General features: G+C 62.0%; 14 protein-coding genes. 6 read left to right on the top strand and 8 right to left on the bottom strand.

Translation table 11 applies throughout. The features are described from left to right. The first annotated feature begins 13 nt into the window (after positions 1–13). From SOP95_RS11710 to ppx, 4 genes are all read left to right on the top strand, one after another. Positions 14–682: an amino acid ABC transporter permease gene (locus SOP95_RS11710; protein ID WP_274073666.1), complete on the top strand. Its 669-nt coding sequence runs from the start codon at positions 14–16 to the stop codon at positions 680–682. Then, complete coding sequence (locus SOP95_RS11705; RefSeq protein WP_323607206.1) at positions 679–1,329, top strand: amino acid ABC transporter permease; 651 nt, start codon at positions 679–681, stop codon at positions 1,327–1,329. Before SOP95_RS11710 ends, SOP95_RS11705 begins: the two co-directional genes overlap by 4 nt. Then, positions 1,316–2,053 carry an amino acid ABC transporter ATP-binding protein gene (locus SOP95_RS11700; RefSeq protein WP_274073668.1) on the top strand — a complete coding sequence of 246 codons (738 nt, stop codon included), beginning with the start codon at positions 1,316–1,318 and terminating at the stop codon, positions 2,051–2,053. Before SOP95_RS11705 ends, SOP95_RS11700 begins: the two co-directional genes overlap by 14 nt. A gap of 207 nt (positions 2,054–2,260) precedes the next feature. Then, the gene (ppx, locus tag SOP95_RS11695) at positions 2,261–3,763 is read left to right on the top strand and encodes an exopolyphosphatase (RefSeq protein ID WP_274073869.1); all 1,503 of its coding nucleotides are present in this window, start codon (positions 2,261–2,263) and stop codon (positions 3,761–3,763) included. Between the two features lie 156 nt (positions 3,764–3,919). Here ppx and ppk1 read toward each other — a convergent pair whose 3' ends face one another. Beyond that, positions 3,920–6,142, bottom strand: coding sequence for a polyphosphate kinase 1 (ppk1, locus tag SOP95_RS11690; RefSeq protein ID WP_274073669.1), 2,223 nt, complete (start codon positions 6,140–6,142; stop codon positions 3,920–3,922). A gap of 18 nt (positions 6,143–6,160) precedes the next feature. Next, positions 6,161–7,174, bottom strand: coding sequence for a porphobilinogen synthase (gene hemB, locus SOP95_RS11685; protein ID WP_323607205.1), 1,014 nt, complete (start codon positions 7,172–7,174; stop codon positions 6,161–6,163). Positions 7,175–7,379: 205 nt separating this feature from the next. Here hemB and SOP95_RS11680 point away from each other — a divergent pair, with 205 nt between their 5' ends. Beyond that, a complete protein-coding gene (locus SOP95_RS11680) occupies positions 7,380–8,012 on the top strand; it encodes a DedA family protein (protein WP_274073671.1) in 633 nt (210 codons plus the stop codon). Here SOP95_RS11680 and SOP95_RS11675 read toward each other — a convergent pair. Continuing rightward, positions 7,993–9,228 (bottom strand): sterol desaturase family protein, encoded by a 1,236-nt coding sequence (locus SOP95_RS11675; RefSeq protein ID WP_323607202.1) that lies wholly within the window; start codon positions 9,226–9,228, stop codon positions 7,993–7,995. The two genes, SOP95_RS11680 and SOP95_RS11675, sit on opposite strands and share 20 nt — an antisense overlap. A gap of 115 nt (positions 9,229–9,343) precedes the next feature. On the opposite strand from SOP95_RS11675, the gene elbB reads away from it, so the two are divergent. Then, positions 9,344–10,012: an isoprenoid biosynthesis glyoxalase ElbB gene (gene elbB / locus SOP95_RS11670; protein ID WP_046818466.1), complete on the top strand. Its 669-nt coding sequence runs from the start codon at positions 9,344–9,346 to the stop codon at positions 10,010–10,012. Positions 10,013–10,128: 116 nt separating this feature from the next. Here the strand turns inward: elbB and SOP95_RS11665 are convergent, their stop codons facing one another. From SOP95_RS11665 to SOP95_RS11645, 5 genes are all read right to left on the bottom strand, one after another. Beyond that, on the bottom strand, positions 10,129–10,584 hold the full coding sequence (locus SOP95_RS11665) for a YaiI/YqxD family protein (protein WP_274073673.1): 456 nt from the start codon (positions 10,582–10,584) through the stop codon (positions 10,129–10,131). Positions 10,585–10,692: 108 nt separating this feature from the next. Beyond that, positions 10,693–12,591, bottom strand: a complete 1,899-nt coding sequence (locus SOP95_RS11660; RefSeq protein WP_323607200.1) for an FTR1 family protein — start codon at positions 12,589–12,591, stop codon at positions 10,693–10,695. Between the two features lie 138 nt (positions 12,592–12,729). After that, positions 12,730–13,362 (bottom strand): LysE family transporter, encoded by a 633-nt coding sequence (locus SOP95_RS11655; protein ID WP_323607199.1) that lies wholly within the window; start codon positions 13,360–13,362, stop codon positions 12,730–12,732. A gap of 173 nt (positions 13,363–13,535) precedes the next feature. Beyond that, a complete protein-coding gene (locus tag SOP95_RS11650) occupies positions 13,536–14,117 on the bottom strand; it encodes a mechanosensitive ion channel family protein (protein ID WP_274073676.1) in 582 nt (193 codons plus the stop codon). Beyond that, positions 14,117–16,027 carry an ATP-binding cassette domain-containing protein gene (locus SOP95_RS11645; protein ID WP_274073677.1) on the bottom strand — a complete coding sequence of 637 codons (1,911 nt, stop codon included), beginning with the start codon at positions 16,025–16,027 and terminating at the stop codon, positions 14,117–14,119. The genes SOP95_RS11650 and SOP95_RS11645 overlap by 1 nt, the downstream gene beginning before the upstream one ends. Between the last annotated feature and the right edge of the window lie 20 nt (positions 16,028–16,047).

Raw genomic sequence — 16,047 nt, 5'->3', positions numbered from 1 at the left:
CAGGAGACTCATGATGGCTTATCAGTTCGATTTCTTGCCGGTGGTGCACAACACCGATTTGCTGTTGCGCGGTGCGCTGTTCACCCTTGAGCTGACGGCCATCGGCGCGGTGCTGGGGGTGGGCCTGGGCATCGTCGGGGCGCTGGTGCGGGCGTGGAATATCCGCCCCTTCGCCGGGATTTTCGCGGTCTACGTCGAGTTGATCCGCAATACACCGTTCCTGGTGCAATTGTTTTTCATCTTCTTCGGCCTGCCGTCGCTGGGTGTGCAGATTTCCGAATGGCAGGCCGCCGTGCTGGCGATGGTGATCAACCTGGGAGCCTACTCGACCGAGATCATCCGTGCCGGCATCCAGGCGATCCCGCGCGGCCAACTGGAGGCTGCGGCGGCACTGGCCATGACGCGCTTCGAGGCGTTCCGCCACGTGGTGCTGCTGCCGGCACTGGGCAAGGTCTGGCCGGCCCTGAGCAGCCAGATCATCATCGTCATGCTCGGCTCGGCGGTCTGCTCGCAGATCGCCACCGAAGAGCTGAGCTTCGCCGCCAACTTCATCCAGTCGCGCAACTTCCGCGCCTTTGAAACCTATGCCCTGACCACGCTGCTCTATCTGTGCATGGCCTTGTTGATCCGCCAGCTGCTGAACTGGATCGGCCAGCGATTCATCGCGAGGAGCACTCGATGAGCGATTTCACCTTCTGGGACATCGTGCGCAACCTGCTCATGGGCCTGCAATGGACGCTGGCGCTGTCGCTGGTGGCGTTCCTTGGCGGCGGGCTGATCGGCTTGCTGGTCATGGTGCTGCGCATCTCGAACAAGCCCCTGCCACGCAGAGTTGCCCGCACCTACATCGAACTGTTCCAGGGCACGCCGCTGTTGATGCAGCTGTTCCTGGTGTTCTTCGGCGTCGCGCTGGCCGGGGTAGAGATATCGCCCTGGGCCGCGGCGGCCATCGCCTTGACGTTGTTCACCAGCGCCTACCTGGCGGAGATCTGGCGGGGTTGCGTCGAGTCGATCCCCAACGGCCAGTGGGAAGCCTCGTCGAGCCTGGCGCTGAACCCGCTGGAGCAACTGCGCTACGTGATCCTGCCGCAAGCGTTGCGCATTGCCGTGGCGCCGACCGTGGGTTTCTCGGTGCAAGTGGTCAAGGGCACCGCCGTGACCTCGATCATCGGCTTCACCGAACTGACCAAGACCGGCGGCATGTTGGCCAATGCCACCTTCGAGCCCTTCATGGTCTACGGCCTGGTCGCCCTCGGCTACTTCCTGCTCTGCTACCCCTTGTCCCTCAGTGCGCGCTACCTGGAAAGGAGACTGCATGCCTCTGCTTAGAATTTCCGCCCTGCATAAATACTACGGCGACCACCATGTGCTCAAAGGCATCGACCTGAGTGTCGAACAAGGCCAGGTGGTGGCAATCATCGGCCGCAGCGGGTCGGGCAAGTCGACCCTGCTGCGCACCCTCAACGGCCTGGAATCGATCAACGATGGCGTCATCGAAGTCGACGGCGAATACCTCGACGCCGCCCGCGCGGACTTGCGCAGTCTGCGGCAGAAAGTCGGGATGGTGTTCCAGCAGTTCAACCTGTTCCCGCACCTGACGGTTGGCGAAAACGTGATGCTGGCGCCGCAGGTGGTGCAGAAAGTACCGAAAGCCAAGGCGGCCGAACTGGCCCGGGAGATGCTGGAACGCGTAGGCCTGGGGGAGAAATTCGATGCCTTCCCGGATCGGTTGTCCGGCGGGCAGCAACAGCGCGTGGCGATTGCCCGCGCGCTGGCGATGTCGCCCAAGGTGTTGCTGTGCGACGAAATCACCTCGGCGCTGGACCCGGAGCTGGTCAACGAAGTGCTGAGCGTGGTTCGGCAGCTGGCCAGGGAAGGCATGACCTTGATCATGGTGACCCATGAGATGCGTTTTGCCCGGGAGGTGGGGGACAAGTTGGTGTTCATGCATCAGGGGCTGGTGCATGAGGTGGGTGATCCGAAAGAGTTGTTTGCCAATCCGCAGACTGTGGAGCTGGCGAATTTCATTGGCACGGTGGAAGCGGCAGTCTGATGGAAATTTAGTGCCTGTGAGACCGCATTCGCGAGCAAGCCCGCTCCCACAGGGTTCTCTGCCGGAGCACAATGGTGTGTTCGACGCAAAAACCTGTGGGAGCGGGCTTGCCCGCGAAGAGGCCATTTGCATCGCCGCGACGCCTACGCGTTGGCGCCAGCCTTTGATCGTGGCACGATGTCGAGGTTATCGACCGAGACCCTGACCATGCCGCAATCCCAAGCCAAGAATCTGTCCCTGATCGCCGCTATCGACCTGGGCTCCAACAGCTTTCACATGGTCGTGGCCAAGGCCCAGAACGGTGAAATCCGTATTCTCGAACGTCTCGGGGAGAAGGTTCAGCTGGCCGCCGGTATCGATGAAGAGCGCAAGCTCAGCGAAGAATCCATGCAGCGCGGGCTCGATTGCCTCAAGCGCTTCGCCCAACTGATCAACGGTATGCCCACCGGCGCCGTGCGGATCGTCGGCACCAACGCCCTGCGTGAAGCCCGCAACCGCAACGAATTCATCCACCGCGCCGAAGAAATCCTCGGTCACCCGGTGGAAGTCATCTCCGGCCGTGAAGAAGCGCGCCTGATTTATCTGGGCGTGTCCCACACCCTCGCCGACACCCCGGGCAAACGCCTGGTGGCCGACATCGGCGGCGGCAGTACCGAATTCATCATCGGGCAGAGATTCGAGCCATTGTTGCGTGAAAGCCTGCAGATGGGTTGCGTCAGCTACACCCAGCGCTATTTCAAGGACGGCAAGATCACCCCGGCCCGTTACGCCCAGGCGTACACCGCGGCGCGGCTGGAGATCATGAGCATCGAGCACGCCCTGCACCGCCTGACCTGGGATGAAGCCATCGGCTCCTCGGGCACCATCCGCGCCATCGGCCTGGCGCTGAAGGCCGGTGGCCACGGCAGCGGCGAGGTCAACGCCCAGGGCCTGGCCTGGCTCAAGCGCAAGCTGATCAAGCTGGGCGACGTCGACAAGATCGACTTCGAAGGCATCAAGCCGGACCGCCGGGCGATTTTCCCGGCAGGCCTGGCCATTCTCGAAGCCATCTTCGATTCCCTGGAATTGCAGCGCATGGACCACTGTGAAGGCGCACTACGAGAAGGCGTGCTCTATGACCTGCTGGGTCGCCATCATCACGAAGACGTGCGTGAACGCACCCTGACCTCGCTGATGGAGCGTTACCACGTCGACCTGGAACAGGCGGTGCGCGTCGAGCGCAAGGCCCTGCATGCCTTCGACCAGGTGGCCAGGGACTGGGACCTGGAAGACGGCGTCTGGCGCGAACTGCTCGGCTGGGCGGCCAAGGTGCATGAAGTGGGCCTGGACATCGCTCACTACCAGTATCACAAGCACGGCGCCTACCTGATCGAACACTCGGACCTCGCTGGCTTCTCCCGCGAAGACCAACTGATGCTCGCGCTGCTGGTACGCGGTCACCGCCGCAACATCCCCAAGGACAAGTTTGCCGAGTTCGGCAACGACGGCACCAAGCTGATTCGCCTGTGCGTGCTGCTGCGCTTCGCGATCCTGTTCCATCACATCCGCGGCACTCAGCAGATGCCCCAGGTGGAATTGAATGCCAATGGCAACAGCCTGGAAGTGGTGTTCCCGGAAAACTGGCTGGATGAGAACCAACTGACCCAGGCGGATTTCGAAATTGAAGCGCAGTGGCTGACGCGGGTGGATATCGTCCTTACAGCGCGCTGAAACCCCTGTAGGAGCGAGCTTGCTCGCGATGGACGTGAACGATAATGCGTGCGGCCTGAATAAACGCGCTGCCCTCAGGTTTTTCGCGAGCAAACTCGCTCCTACAGGGACGGCGGTCATAACAAAAATGGCGATCCCTTGGGATCGCCATTTTTTTTAGCGTACCGCCAGAATCGGGCTACCCAACCGCTCCAGCAACGTAGCCTGGGCACTGCGCGGGTTCTGGTTGCCGGTCGGCGTATTGCGGATGTAACGGCCGTCCGACTGCAGGCTCCAGCTGTGGGTGTTATCGGTCAGATACAACTCCAGCTCTTTCTTGACCCGCATGATCAGCTTCTTGCCTTCCACCGGGAAGCAAGTCTCGACGCGCTTGTCGAGGTTGCGCTCCATCCAGTCGGCACTGGACAGGAACATCTGTTCATCGCCGCCATTGAGGAAGTAGAAGACCCGGGTGTGCTCCAGGAAGCGCCCGATGATCGAACGCACGTGGATGTTGTGCGAGACCCCGGCGATGCCCGGCCGCAGGCAGCACATGCCACGCACCACCAGATCGATGCGCACGCCCGACTGGCTGGCCTTGTACAACGCGCGAATGATCTTCGGATCGGTCAGCGAGTTGAACTTGGCGATGATGTGCGCCGGCTTGCCCTCGAGGGCGAACTGGGTTTCCCGGGCAATCATGTCGAGCATGCCCTTTTTCAGGGTGAACGGCGCGTGCAGCAGCTTCTTCATGCGCAACGTCTTGCCCATGCCGATCAACTGGCTGAACAGTTTGCCGACGTCTTCGCACAGGGCGTCGTCGGAGGTCAGCAGGCTGTAGTCGGTGTACAGGCGGGCGTTGCCGGCGTGGTAGTTACCCGTGCCCAAGTGCGCGTAACGCACGATCTCGCCCGCTTCGCGGCGTAGGATCAGCATCATCTTGGCGTGGGTCTTGAAGCCGACCACACCATAGATCACCACCGCACCGGCCGCTTGCAGACGGCTGGCCAGTTGCAGGTTGGACTCCTCGTCGAAGCGCGCGCGCAATTCGATCACCGCGGTGACCTCCTTGCCGTTTCGCGCCGCGTCCACTAACGCATCGACGATTTCCGAGTTGGCGCCGGAGCGGTACAGGGTCTGGCGCACCGCCAGCACGTGCGGGTCCTTGGCGGCCTGGCGCAGCAGGTCGACCACCGGGGTGAACGACTCGAACGGGTGCAGCAGCAGGATGTCCTGCTTGCTGATCACGCTGAAAATGTTCTCGCTGTTTTGCAGCAGTTTCGGGATCTGCGGGGTGAACGGCAGGTACTGCAGCTCGCGCTGGCTGTCCAGGCCGGTGATGCTGAACAGACGCGTCAGGTTCACCGGACCGTTGACCTGATACAGCTCGGTCTCGCTCAGGTTGAACTGCTTGAGCAGGTAGTCGGACAGGTGTTTCGGGCAGGTATCGGCCACCTCCAGTCGCACCGCGTCGCCGTAACGACGGGAGAACAACTCGCCGCGCAGGGCGCGCGCAAGGTCTTCGACGTCTTCGGAGTCCAGCGCCAGGTCGGCGTTTCGGGTCAGGCGGAACTGGTAGCAGCCCTTGACCTTCATGCCCTGGAACAGGTCATCGGCGTGGGCGTGGATCATCGACGACAGGAACACATAGTTGTCGCCGGCGCCGCCGACTTCTTCCGGCACCTTGATGATGCGCGGCAGCAGGCGCGGGGCCGGGATGATCGCGAGGCCAGAGTCGCGACCGAAGGCGTCGATGCCTTCGAGCTCGACGATGAAGTTCAGGCTCTTGTTCACCAGCAACGGGAACGGGTGCGTCGGGTCGAGGCCGATCGGGGTGATGATCGGGGCGATTTCGTCGCGGAAATAACGGCGCACCCAGGTCTTGAGCTTGGTCGTCCAGTTGCGGCGACGGATGAAGCGGACCTGATGCTTTTCCAGTTCCGGCAGCAGAATGTCGTTGAGGATCGCGTACTGGCGGTCAACGTGACCGTGCACCAGTTCACTGATGCGGGCCAGGGCCTGGTGCGGTTGCAGGCCGTCGGCGCCGGCCTGCTCACGGGCGAAGGTGATCTGCTTCTTCAGGCCGGCGACGCGAATCTCGAAGAACTCGTCCAGGTTGCTGGAGAAGATCAGCAGGAACTTCAGCCGCTCCAGCAACGGGTAGGACTCGTCCAGTGCCTGTTCCAGCACGCGGATGTTGAACTGCAGTTGCGACAGCTCACGGTGGATGTACAGGCTGCTGTCATCCAGGCCGGGAATGGCAATCGCTGGCGCTGCCACTGCGGGCTCGACGACCGCCGCGGGCGGAGCGGGCTCCACCTCCGGCGGGGTTTCGTCGACCTGCTCCACCACTGGTTGAGCGTCTTTTACGGCAACTTCAGTGAGTACTTCGGTATTCATCGAATGTTCCTGGGAGGGCTATTTTTGCTCTCGTAACAATTGAGCGGCACGAACGGCAAAATACGTGAGGATGCCATCAGCGCCTGCGCGTTTAAAAGCGGTCAGGGATTCGAGGATAACCCCTTCGCTCAACCAGCCATTCTGGATCGCCGCCATGTGCATGGCGTATTCGCCGCTGACTTGATACACAAAGGTCGGCACTTTGAATTCTTCTTTGACCCGGCAGAGGATGTCCAGATACGGCATGCCTGGCTTGACCATGACCATGTCTGCGCCTTCTGACAAGTCGGCCGCCACTTCGTGCAGGGCTTCGTTGCTGTTGGCCGGGTCCATCTGATAGGAGGCCTTGTTGGCCTTGCCCAGGTTCAGCGCCGAACCGACCGCGTCGCGGAACGGGCCGTAATAGGCGCTGGCGTACTTCGCCGAATAGGCCATGATCCGCACGTTGACGTGACCGGCCACTTCGAGGGCCTCGCGGATCGCCTGGATGCGACCGTCCATCATGTCCGACGGCGCCACCACCTGGGCACCGGCTTCGGCATGGGACAGGGCTTGGCGGACCAGTGCGTCGACGGTGATGTCGTTCTGCACGTAGCCTTCTTCGTCGAGAATACCGTCCTGACCGTGGGCGGTGAACGGGTCCAGGGCGACGTCGGTGATCACGCCCAGATCAGGGAACTGCGCACGCAGGGCGCGGGTGGCGCGTTGGGCGATGCCTTCCGGGTTCCAGGCTTCGGCGGCGTCCAGCGACTTGAGCTCTGCCGGGGTCACCGGGAACAGCGCCAATGCGGGAATGCCCAGCTCGACCCACTTGGCCGCTTCTTCCAGCAACAGATCGATGGTCAGGCGCTCGACGCCCGGCATCGAAGCCACCGCTTCACGACGGTTCTCACCGTCCAGCACAAATACCGGCAGGATCAGGTCGTCGACGGACAGCACGTTTTCACGGACCAGACGACGCGAAAAATCGTCACGACGGTTGCGGCGCAGGCGGGTGGCGGGAAACAAACGGTTGACGGGGGTAAAGCTCACGGCAGACTCCTGAGCCCGCAGGCGTGCGAGCGTGACAGTTATAAGCGGCCATTATGACGAACGTATTACAGTTGTGTGCGCCCTATGTCATGTAGCCGTATTCCATTGTCCTTGTAGGAAATGTTCACGTCGAGACACATTTGGACACTTTCCTGAATGTGTACGAAGGGTTAGGCTGCGCGTTCATTTCGCCAGCACCCAGACAATGCTCCAACAATTTCTGCATGACTTCGGCTACTTTGCCCTGTTTCTCGGCACGTTCTTCGAAGGCGAAACCATCCTGGTGCTCGCGGGCTTCCTCGCGTTCCGTGGTTACATGGACATCAACCTGGTGGTGGTCGTGGCGTTCTGCGGCAGCTATGCCGGCGACCAGCTGTGGTACTTCCTGGGACGCAAGCACGGGCGCAAGCTGCTGGCACGCAAACCGCGCTGGCAGATGATGGGTGACCGGGCGCTGGAACATATTCGCAAACACCCGGACATCTGGGTCCTGAGCTTCCGCTTCGTCTACGGCTTGCGCACCGTGATGCCGGTGGCCATCGGCCTGTCGGGCTATCCACCGGGCCGCTATCTGCTGCTCAACGGCATTGGCGCGGCGATCTGGGCCACCGCGCTGGCGGCGGCGGCCTATCACTTTGGCGCTGTACTGGAAGGGATGCTCGGCAGTATCAAGAAATACGAGCTGTGGGTGCTCGGCGCCCTGCTCATCCTGGGCCTGGGCCTGTGGCTGCGCCGGCGCTTCAAGAATGCGCGCCTGGCCCGGCAGATCTATGCCGACGAGCAAGCCCTGAAGGCCGAAAAGCACACTACCGGCGGCCCTAAGACGCCAGTCGAGTAAAGCGGTTTCTGCAGCAATAAAGCCCGATACCGCTGATCAGGCTGTAACTGAGCAGGCCGACCCAGCCCACCGCGCTGGCCGGCCACAGTCCCGCCAGCGGCGCCAGCCAGACCAGCGGCACATTCGATGCCAGGCGCAGCAATTCCAGCTTCAGCGCCCACGGGCGATTCTCCAGGGCCACGCCCAAAACGAACAGGCCCAGCGCCACCGCCCCCCAGCCCAACACCAACGCGGCCGTCGACAGACTGGGTTCCAGGTTCATCAAATAGCTGCCCAGGGCGATGTAGACGCAGAACTGCAACAGCACATAGAGCTGCTGGCGCCCATCCAGCGGCACCTCGAATTTGCGGAACTGGCTCAGGTCCGGCTTGTTCATCGGGTACCTGGCTGCCACGTCCGCCGGCCGCCAGCCGGTGCGCATGAACCAGATCCGCAGCTTGTCCCAGGTGCTTTCGGCACGCCGCGCATCCGCCCACAACTGCGCGTAGAACTGCACGTTGGCCCACACCGGATTCCAGCTCGCCAGGGGCGTGGTCACGCCGAAAATCACCGGCTCGTTGTCGTCTTCTTCCTGGAACGAGCCGAATAGACGGTCCCAAATAATGAACACGCCGCCGTAGTTGCGATCCATGTAGAGAGCGTTCTGTGCATGGTGGGCCCGATGATTGGATGGCGTGACGAAAAACCACTCGAACCATCCCAGCTTGGGAATGTGCCGGGTGTGCACCCAGAACTGGTACAGCAGGTTCAGCGCGGCGACGCTGACGAACACCAGCAAGGGCACGCCGGCGACGGCCATGGGCAGGTAGAAGATCCAGCTCAGCAGAAACCCGGTGCTGGTCTGGCGCAGGGCGGTGGAGAGGTTGTAGTCCTCGCTCTGGTGATGCACCGAATGCGCAGCCCAGAGGATGTTGCGCTCGTGGCCCATGCGGTGCAGCCAGTAATAGCAGAAGTCATAAAAGACAAAGGCAAAAATCCATACCCAGACACTGTCGGCCGAGAGCTCGAACAGCGCCAGGTGCTTGAGGGCAAACGCGTAGGTCAGCAGCCCTACGCCTTTGGTCAGCAGGCCGGTGGTGGTCGAGAGCACGCCGGTGCTGATGCTGTTGATCGCGTCCGCCAGTCGATAGTTGCTGACCCCGCGCCAACGGTCGGCCAGCAGCTCGACGGCGATCAGCACGAAGAAAAACGGCACCGCATACAGAATGAAGTCCATGACGCGCCCTGAACGGAATCTTGAGGACAGATCCTATGTGTAACCTCGAATTATCCCTATGGCAACGAGTGACAAATTAGTGGACATTTAACGCCATGAATCTGGAGAAAAGCCCATGAGCAAAAAAGTTGCAGTGATCCTTTCCGGCTGTGGCGTGTACGACGGCGCCGAAATCTACGAAAGCGTGGTGACCCTGCTGCGCCTGGACCAGCGTGGCGCGCAGGTGCAGTGTTTTGCGCCGAACATCGCGCAGCTGCATGTGATCAATCACCTGACCGGCGAAGAAATGCCCGAGTCGCGCAATGTGCTGGTGGAATCGGCGCGCATTGCCCGGGGCGAGATCAAGGACATCCGTGAAGCGGACGCCGAAGACTTCGATGCGCTGATCATTCCCGGCGGTTTCGGCTCCGCCAAGAACCTCTCCAATTTCGCCATCGAAGGAACCGGCTGCACTGTTCAACCGGACGTGCTGGCCTTGACCGAAGCCTTTGCCGAGGCCGGCAAGCCGGTCGGCCTGATCTGCATCTCGCCTGCCCTGGCGGCGAAAATCTATGGGCCGGGCGTAACCTGCACCATCGGCAACGACGCCGAAACGGCAGCGGCCCTGAACAAGATGGGCGCCACCCACAAGGACTGTGCCGTGAGCGATATCGTCGAAGACAAGGCGCGCAAACTGGTGACGACGCCGGCGTACATGCTGGCGCAATCGATCAGTGAAGCGGCTTCGGGCATCAATAAACTGGTCGACCGCGTACTCGAACTGACCCACGAAAACGACGCCTGACACCGCCCCCTGTAGGAGCTGGCTTGCCAGCGAAGGCGTCATAGCATTCGACGCAGATGTTGAATGTTCGATCGCTTTCGCTGGCAAGCCAGCTCCTACAGGGGACCGCGTGAACCTTAAGACTGGCGCGACAGCCGCGTCAGGATCCGGTCCAGCGCATTGGCAAACGCCTGCTTCTCCCGCTCGCCAAAAGGCGCTGGTCCGCCGCTCATCTGCCCCTGCTCACGCAAGTCGGTGAACAGATTACGTACGGCCAAGCGATCGCCCATGTTCTGCGCGTCGAATTCCTTGCCCCGCGGGTCCAGCGCAGCGACGCCCTTCTTTACGAGCCGGTCGGCCAGCGGCACGTCACTGCATATCACCAGCTCACCGGGGACCGCGTGCTCCACCAGGTAATCATCCGCCGCATCCGGTCCGCTGGGCACCACGATCAGCTTGACCAGGGCCAGGCCCGGCTTGATCTGCGGCTGCCCCGCCACCAGCACCACCTCAAACCGGCGCTTGAGAGCGAACTTGACCACCAGATCCTTGGCTGCCCGAGGGCAGGCGTCGGCATCGATCCATACGCGCATGTTTTTTTCCTCTTGAAAGCAAAAGATCGCAGCCTTCGGCAGCTCCTACAGGGATTAACGTACACCTGTAGGAGCTGCCGCAGGCTGCGATCTTTTAAGGATCCTCGGTTAAGAAACTGTCACCCGCCGCTTCTCGGCCATGCGACTACGGCTGTACAGCACGATGATCGCAAGCAAAGCCACAGCCTGAGCGCTCAACGAATACGCATCCGCATGAATCCCCAGCCAATCGAACTCAAAAAACGGCACCGGTCGCGTGCCGAAGATCCCGGCTTCCTGCAGCGCCTTCACGCCATGCCCGGCGAACACCACCGACAAAGCACAGAGCAGACCGGCGTTGATGCTGAAAAACAGCGTCAGCGGCAGTTTCGCCGAGCCGCGCAGGATCACCCAGGCCAGGCCGACCAACAGCACCAGCGCCGTCGCACCACCGGCCAGCACCGCGTCATGGCCAGCGGGGCCTGCCTGCAGCCACAGGGTCTCGTAGAACAGGATCACTTCGAACAGCTCGCGATACACCGAGAAGAACGCCAGGATCGCAAAACCGAAACGCCCGCCTCCGCCCACCAGGCTGCTCTTGATGTAATCCTGCCAGGCTGCGGCATGACGACGGTCGTGCATCCACACACCGAGCCACAACACCATGACGCTGGCAAACAGCGCCGTCGCACCTTCCAGCAGTTCGCGTTGCGAGCCGCTGACATCGATCACATAAGCCGCAAGCGCCCAGGTACCCAGGCCGGCCAACAGCGCCAGGCCCCAACCGACGTTCACACTGCGTACCGCCGACTGTTGGCCGGTGTTACGCAGGAAAGCGAGGATCGCCGCCAGCACCAGGATGGCTTCCAGGCCTTCGCGCAGCAGGATCAGCAAGCCGGAGATATAGCTCAACGACCAGCTCAAGCCATCGCTGCCCAACAATTCGGCGGACGCCTTCAACTTGGCCTTGGCCGCTTCCAGGCGCTGTTCCACCTGCTCCACCGGCAGGCCGTCCTGCAACGACTGACGGTAAGCCATCAATGACTTTTCCGTGTCTTTGCGCACGTTGGCATCGACGTTGTCCAGGGAGCTTTCGACCAGCTCGAAGCCTTCCAGATACGCCGCTACCGACAGGTCATAGGCTTGGTCGTGATCGCCGTCACGGTAGGCCGCCACGCTCTTGTCCAGGGTGACGGCGGTGTAGTCGAGCAACTGCGCCGGGCCACGCTTGGCCTGTGGCGGTTGCGCCCGTTGCGCGCGGAAGGTTGCGGCGGCCTGCGGACCGTCGGCGGCATGCACTTCGGCCGGGGTCTGGCGGGCCAGCTCGGCAATGTCATAGATCTTGTCGCCGCTGGCGGTCGCCGGATCGGCGCTGAAGCTGGCGATGTAAGTAGCCAGGTCCCAACGCTGGCGATCATCCAGCTGATCGCCGAATGCCGGCATGTCGGTGCCTTCGACCCCCAGGCCCACTGTGTTGTAGATCGCGTAGAGGCTCAGGTGATCGAGGCGCGCGTTATCACGTAAGTTGGCCGGCGGCGGGGTCAGGCCGACACCCGCCGGTCCATCGCCAGCGCCCGTGTCGCCGTGACACACCGAGCAATGCTGGGCGTACAGTGGCGCGCCGCGAGTCGGGTCCGGGGTAATGATCGGCGCCTGGCTGACTTCATAGGCCACGGCCAGCTTCGCCCCGAGTTGGCGAGCCTGGCGGGCGACGTCGGCGCCATCCTGGCGGGCGCTTATCGCCGCGCGCAGCTTGGTGATGCCCTGTTCCAGCCCGGCCTTTTCCGGTTTGGCCGGCATCGCGGCAATCAAGCCTTGCACCGCCTGGACGAACTCCAGTTGCTCGCGGTATTCGGATTCGCTGGCGACCTTGCCGGCCTGCACCGCTTGCGGATAATCCGCGCCGATGTAGTCGAGCAGGTGCAGCGCTTGCGGTGCGCCCTCTACCGTGTCGGCCAGCAGATTAAAACTGCACAGGGCCAACACCGGCGCTATCAGCCAGGCCAGGAAACGGGACGGGGCAATCATGAACGAATCTCAATTGGAAATACGAAGTAACATATTGTTCACTCCCAATCAGTTTCACTCAAGCTTTGTTGTGGGGCGCGTTACTGGACTTAAACGAAAAAGGCGACCTGATAGGTCGCCTTTCCTGTGCCGGAGGGCTTAAACCGCGGCTTTACGCAGAGTCGCCATGAACGCCGCCGCGCCAATGAACAGCCCGGCGAAGGTACGGTTCATGCGCTTTTGCTGTTTGGGTGTGCGCAACATACGCAGCACTTTGGAAGCCAGCCCGGTGTACCCTGCCATGACGATCAGGTCCACACAGATCATGGTGGCACCGATGATCACGTACTGGATCAGCAGCGGCGCTTGCGGATCAATGAACTGCGGCAACACCGCCAGCATGAACACCAACGCCTTGGGGTTGCTGATGTTCACCAGAAAACCGCGGAACACCAGGGCCATCGGCTTGCCAATCGGCCGGATCGCCGCGTCATCGCTCATGTCGCTGGGCAGCGCGCGCCATTGTTTGATCGCGAGATAAACCAGGTACGCCACGCCGAACCATTTGATCGCAAAGAACGCAGTGGCCGACGCCGTGAGAATCGCGCCCACACCAGCACCGACAATCGCGATCTGCACCGCCAGCCCCAATTGCAGGCCCAGGGCGTTCCAGTAACCGCGCCAGAAACCGTACTGCAGACCGCTGGACATGGACGCAATGGCGCCGGCACCGGGGGACAGGCTGATCACCCAGCAGGCGGCAAAAAACGCCAGCCATGTTTGAAGCTCCATTGCACACCTCGACTCGGATTTGTGACAGATGAATAAGCTAATGCGGCTTCGGGTGGATGACCATCGATTTTTTGTAGTACATGGCAATGGCCGACCAGCGTTTTATGCCTTTAGGGCCCCTTCGCGAGCAAGCTCGCTCCTACAGTTGACCGCGTGCATCTGTGGGAGCGAGCTTATTTTTCAAACCCGCTGGAAGGGAATACATCCGTGCCACGCCAGCGTCGAACCGAACGCTGGAAGAACAGGCTGTTGGGCACTTGCACCATGGCGCTGCCAGTACCCAGCTCTTCAGCCTCGATCAACGTGGTGTACAGCAGATTGATCGCTATCACCCGCCCTTTGACGCCAGGCTTGTCGGTGGTGTCCACCAACTCGACCACATCACCGAGGCGGAACGGGCCAACCGTGAAAATCAGGATCGCGCACAACAGATTGGAGAGCACGCTCCACATGGCGAAAAACGCCACGGCGGCCACCGCGACGAAACCCGACAGCGCCGTCCACAGCACCGTGGCCGACACCCCGAGGCGCTCCAGCACGAAGATCAGCGCACTGCCCATGATCAGCCAGCGCAGACCGCCGCGCAGCGGCATCAGCAATTGCGGCGGAAACGGGTAGCGTTCCCCGAGACGGGTCAGGCACTTGGCAACGAAACGCTGGGCGATGTAACCCGCCAGCAGGATCAGCAGGATTTGCACACCGAGCCAGATCGGTTCGATCCACATTGCCGGCAGCGGCAGCTTGAACGCCTCCATCAGGACAGCGCCTCCAGCTCCGCCTGCATGCTTTCCAGCAGTTCCAGGGCTTCCATCCAGGCTTCTTCCAGCTCTGCTTCACGCACCTTCAGCTTGGCCTGCTCGGCCAGCAGGTCGCGCAGTTCATTCTTGCGCAAGGGTTCGTAGATGTCGCTGTCGCCCAGGCTGGCATCGATTTTCGCCAGTTTCTCGTGCAGCTTGCCCAACTCGGCTTCGAGCTTGTCGGCTTCGCGCTTGTGCGGCGCCAGTTGCTGGCGCAACGCCGCGGCGGCCTGACGCTGGGCCTTCTTGTCGGTCTTGTCTGGATTGACCGGGGTGTTGCTGACCGGCGCATTGCGCTGACGGTACTCCACCAGCCAACGGGTGTAGTCCTCCAGGTCGCCGTCGAACTCTTCGACCTTGCCGTCCGCCACCAGGTAAAAATTGTCGGTGGTGCTTTTGAGCAAATGACGATCGTGGGACACCACCAGTACCGCACCGCTGAATTCCTGCAGGGCCATGGTCAGCGCCAGGCGCATTTCCAGGTCCAGGTGGTTGGTCGGTTCGTCGAGCAGCAACAGGTTCGGCCGGTCCCAGGCAATCAAGGCCAGCGCCAGGCGCGCCTTTTCACCACCGGAGAAATTCAGCACCGGCTCGTCGATCCGTGCACCTCGGAAGTCAAAACCGCCGAGGAAATCGCGCAGGGTCTGTTCGCGCTCGGTCGGCGCCAGGCGCTGCAAGTGCAGCAGCGGGCTGGCCTTGGAGTCCAGGGAATCGAGCTGATGCTGGGCGAAGTAACCGACCACGGTGTTCTCGCCACGGGTCAGGCGGCCGGACAGCGGCGACAGCTCACCGGCCAGGTTCTTGATCAGGGTCGATTTACCGGCGCCGTTCGGGCCGAGCAGGCCGATCCGCGCACCGGGGGTCAGTTGCAGCTTGACCTTCTCCAGCACGGCCTTGTCGCCGTAACCCAGGCGGGCATCGGACAGGTCGATCAGCGGGCTGGAAATCTTCTGCGATTCACGGAAGACGAAGTCGAATGGCGAGTCGACGTGGGCCGCAGTCAGCTCTTCCATCCGCTCCAGCGCCTTGATCCGGCTCTGGGCCTGGCGGGCCTTGGTGGCCTGGGCCTTGAAGCGGGCGATATAGCTTTCCATGTGCGCACGTTGCGCCTGCTGCTTCTCGTAGGCCTGCTGTTGCTGGGCCAGGCGTTCGGCACGGGCGCGCTCGAAGGCGCTGTAGCCACCGCGGTAAAGGGTGATCTTGCGCTGATCGACGTGAGCCACGTGATCGACCACGGCATCGAGGAAGTCCCGGTCGTGGGAAATCAGCATCAAGGTGCCTGGATAGCTTTTGAGCCACTCCTCGAGCCAGATGATGGCGTCGAGGTCCAGGTGGTTGGTCGGTTCGTCGAGCAACAGCAGGTCCGAAGGACACATCAAGGCCTGCGCCAGGTTCAGGCGCATCCGCCAGCCACCGGAGAAATCGCCGACCTGGCGATCCATCTGCTCATTGGTGAAGCCCAGGCCTGCCAGCAGCTTGCGAGCGCGGGCATCGGCGGTGTAACCGTCGGCACTGTCCAGCTCGGAGTGGTAGCGGGCCTGTGCGGCACCGTCATGGGCCGCTTCGGCTGCCGCCAGGTCCCGTTGCACCTGGCGCAGGCGCAAGTCGCCATCGAGCACGTAGTCGACCGCCAGGCGCTCGAGCGTGTCGACCTCCTGGCGCATGTGGGCGATACGCCAGTCGGCCGGCAGGAAGCAATCACCCGAGTCCGGGTGCAGTTCACCCCGAAGCAAGGCGAACAGGCTCGATTTGCCGGCGCCGTTGGCACCGATGAGGCCGGCTTTCTGGCCGGCGTGCAGGGTCAGCTCGGCGTCTTCTAGCAGACGTTGCGGGCCACGCTGTAAAGTCAGGTTCTGAAGTCGAATCATAATGGCGGCGGAGTCTACCA

Origin of the sequence: Pseudomonas sp. YuFO8, assembly GCF_035065025.1 — a bacterium.
Taxonomy (GTDB): domain Bacteria; phylum Pseudomonadota; class Gammaproteobacteria; order Pseudomonadales; family Pseudomonadaceae; genus Aquipseudomonas; species Aquipseudomonas putida_AE.
The sequence above is the reverse complement of the archived record's forward strand: the minus strand, read 5'-3'. Positions and strand labels throughout refer to the sequence as shown.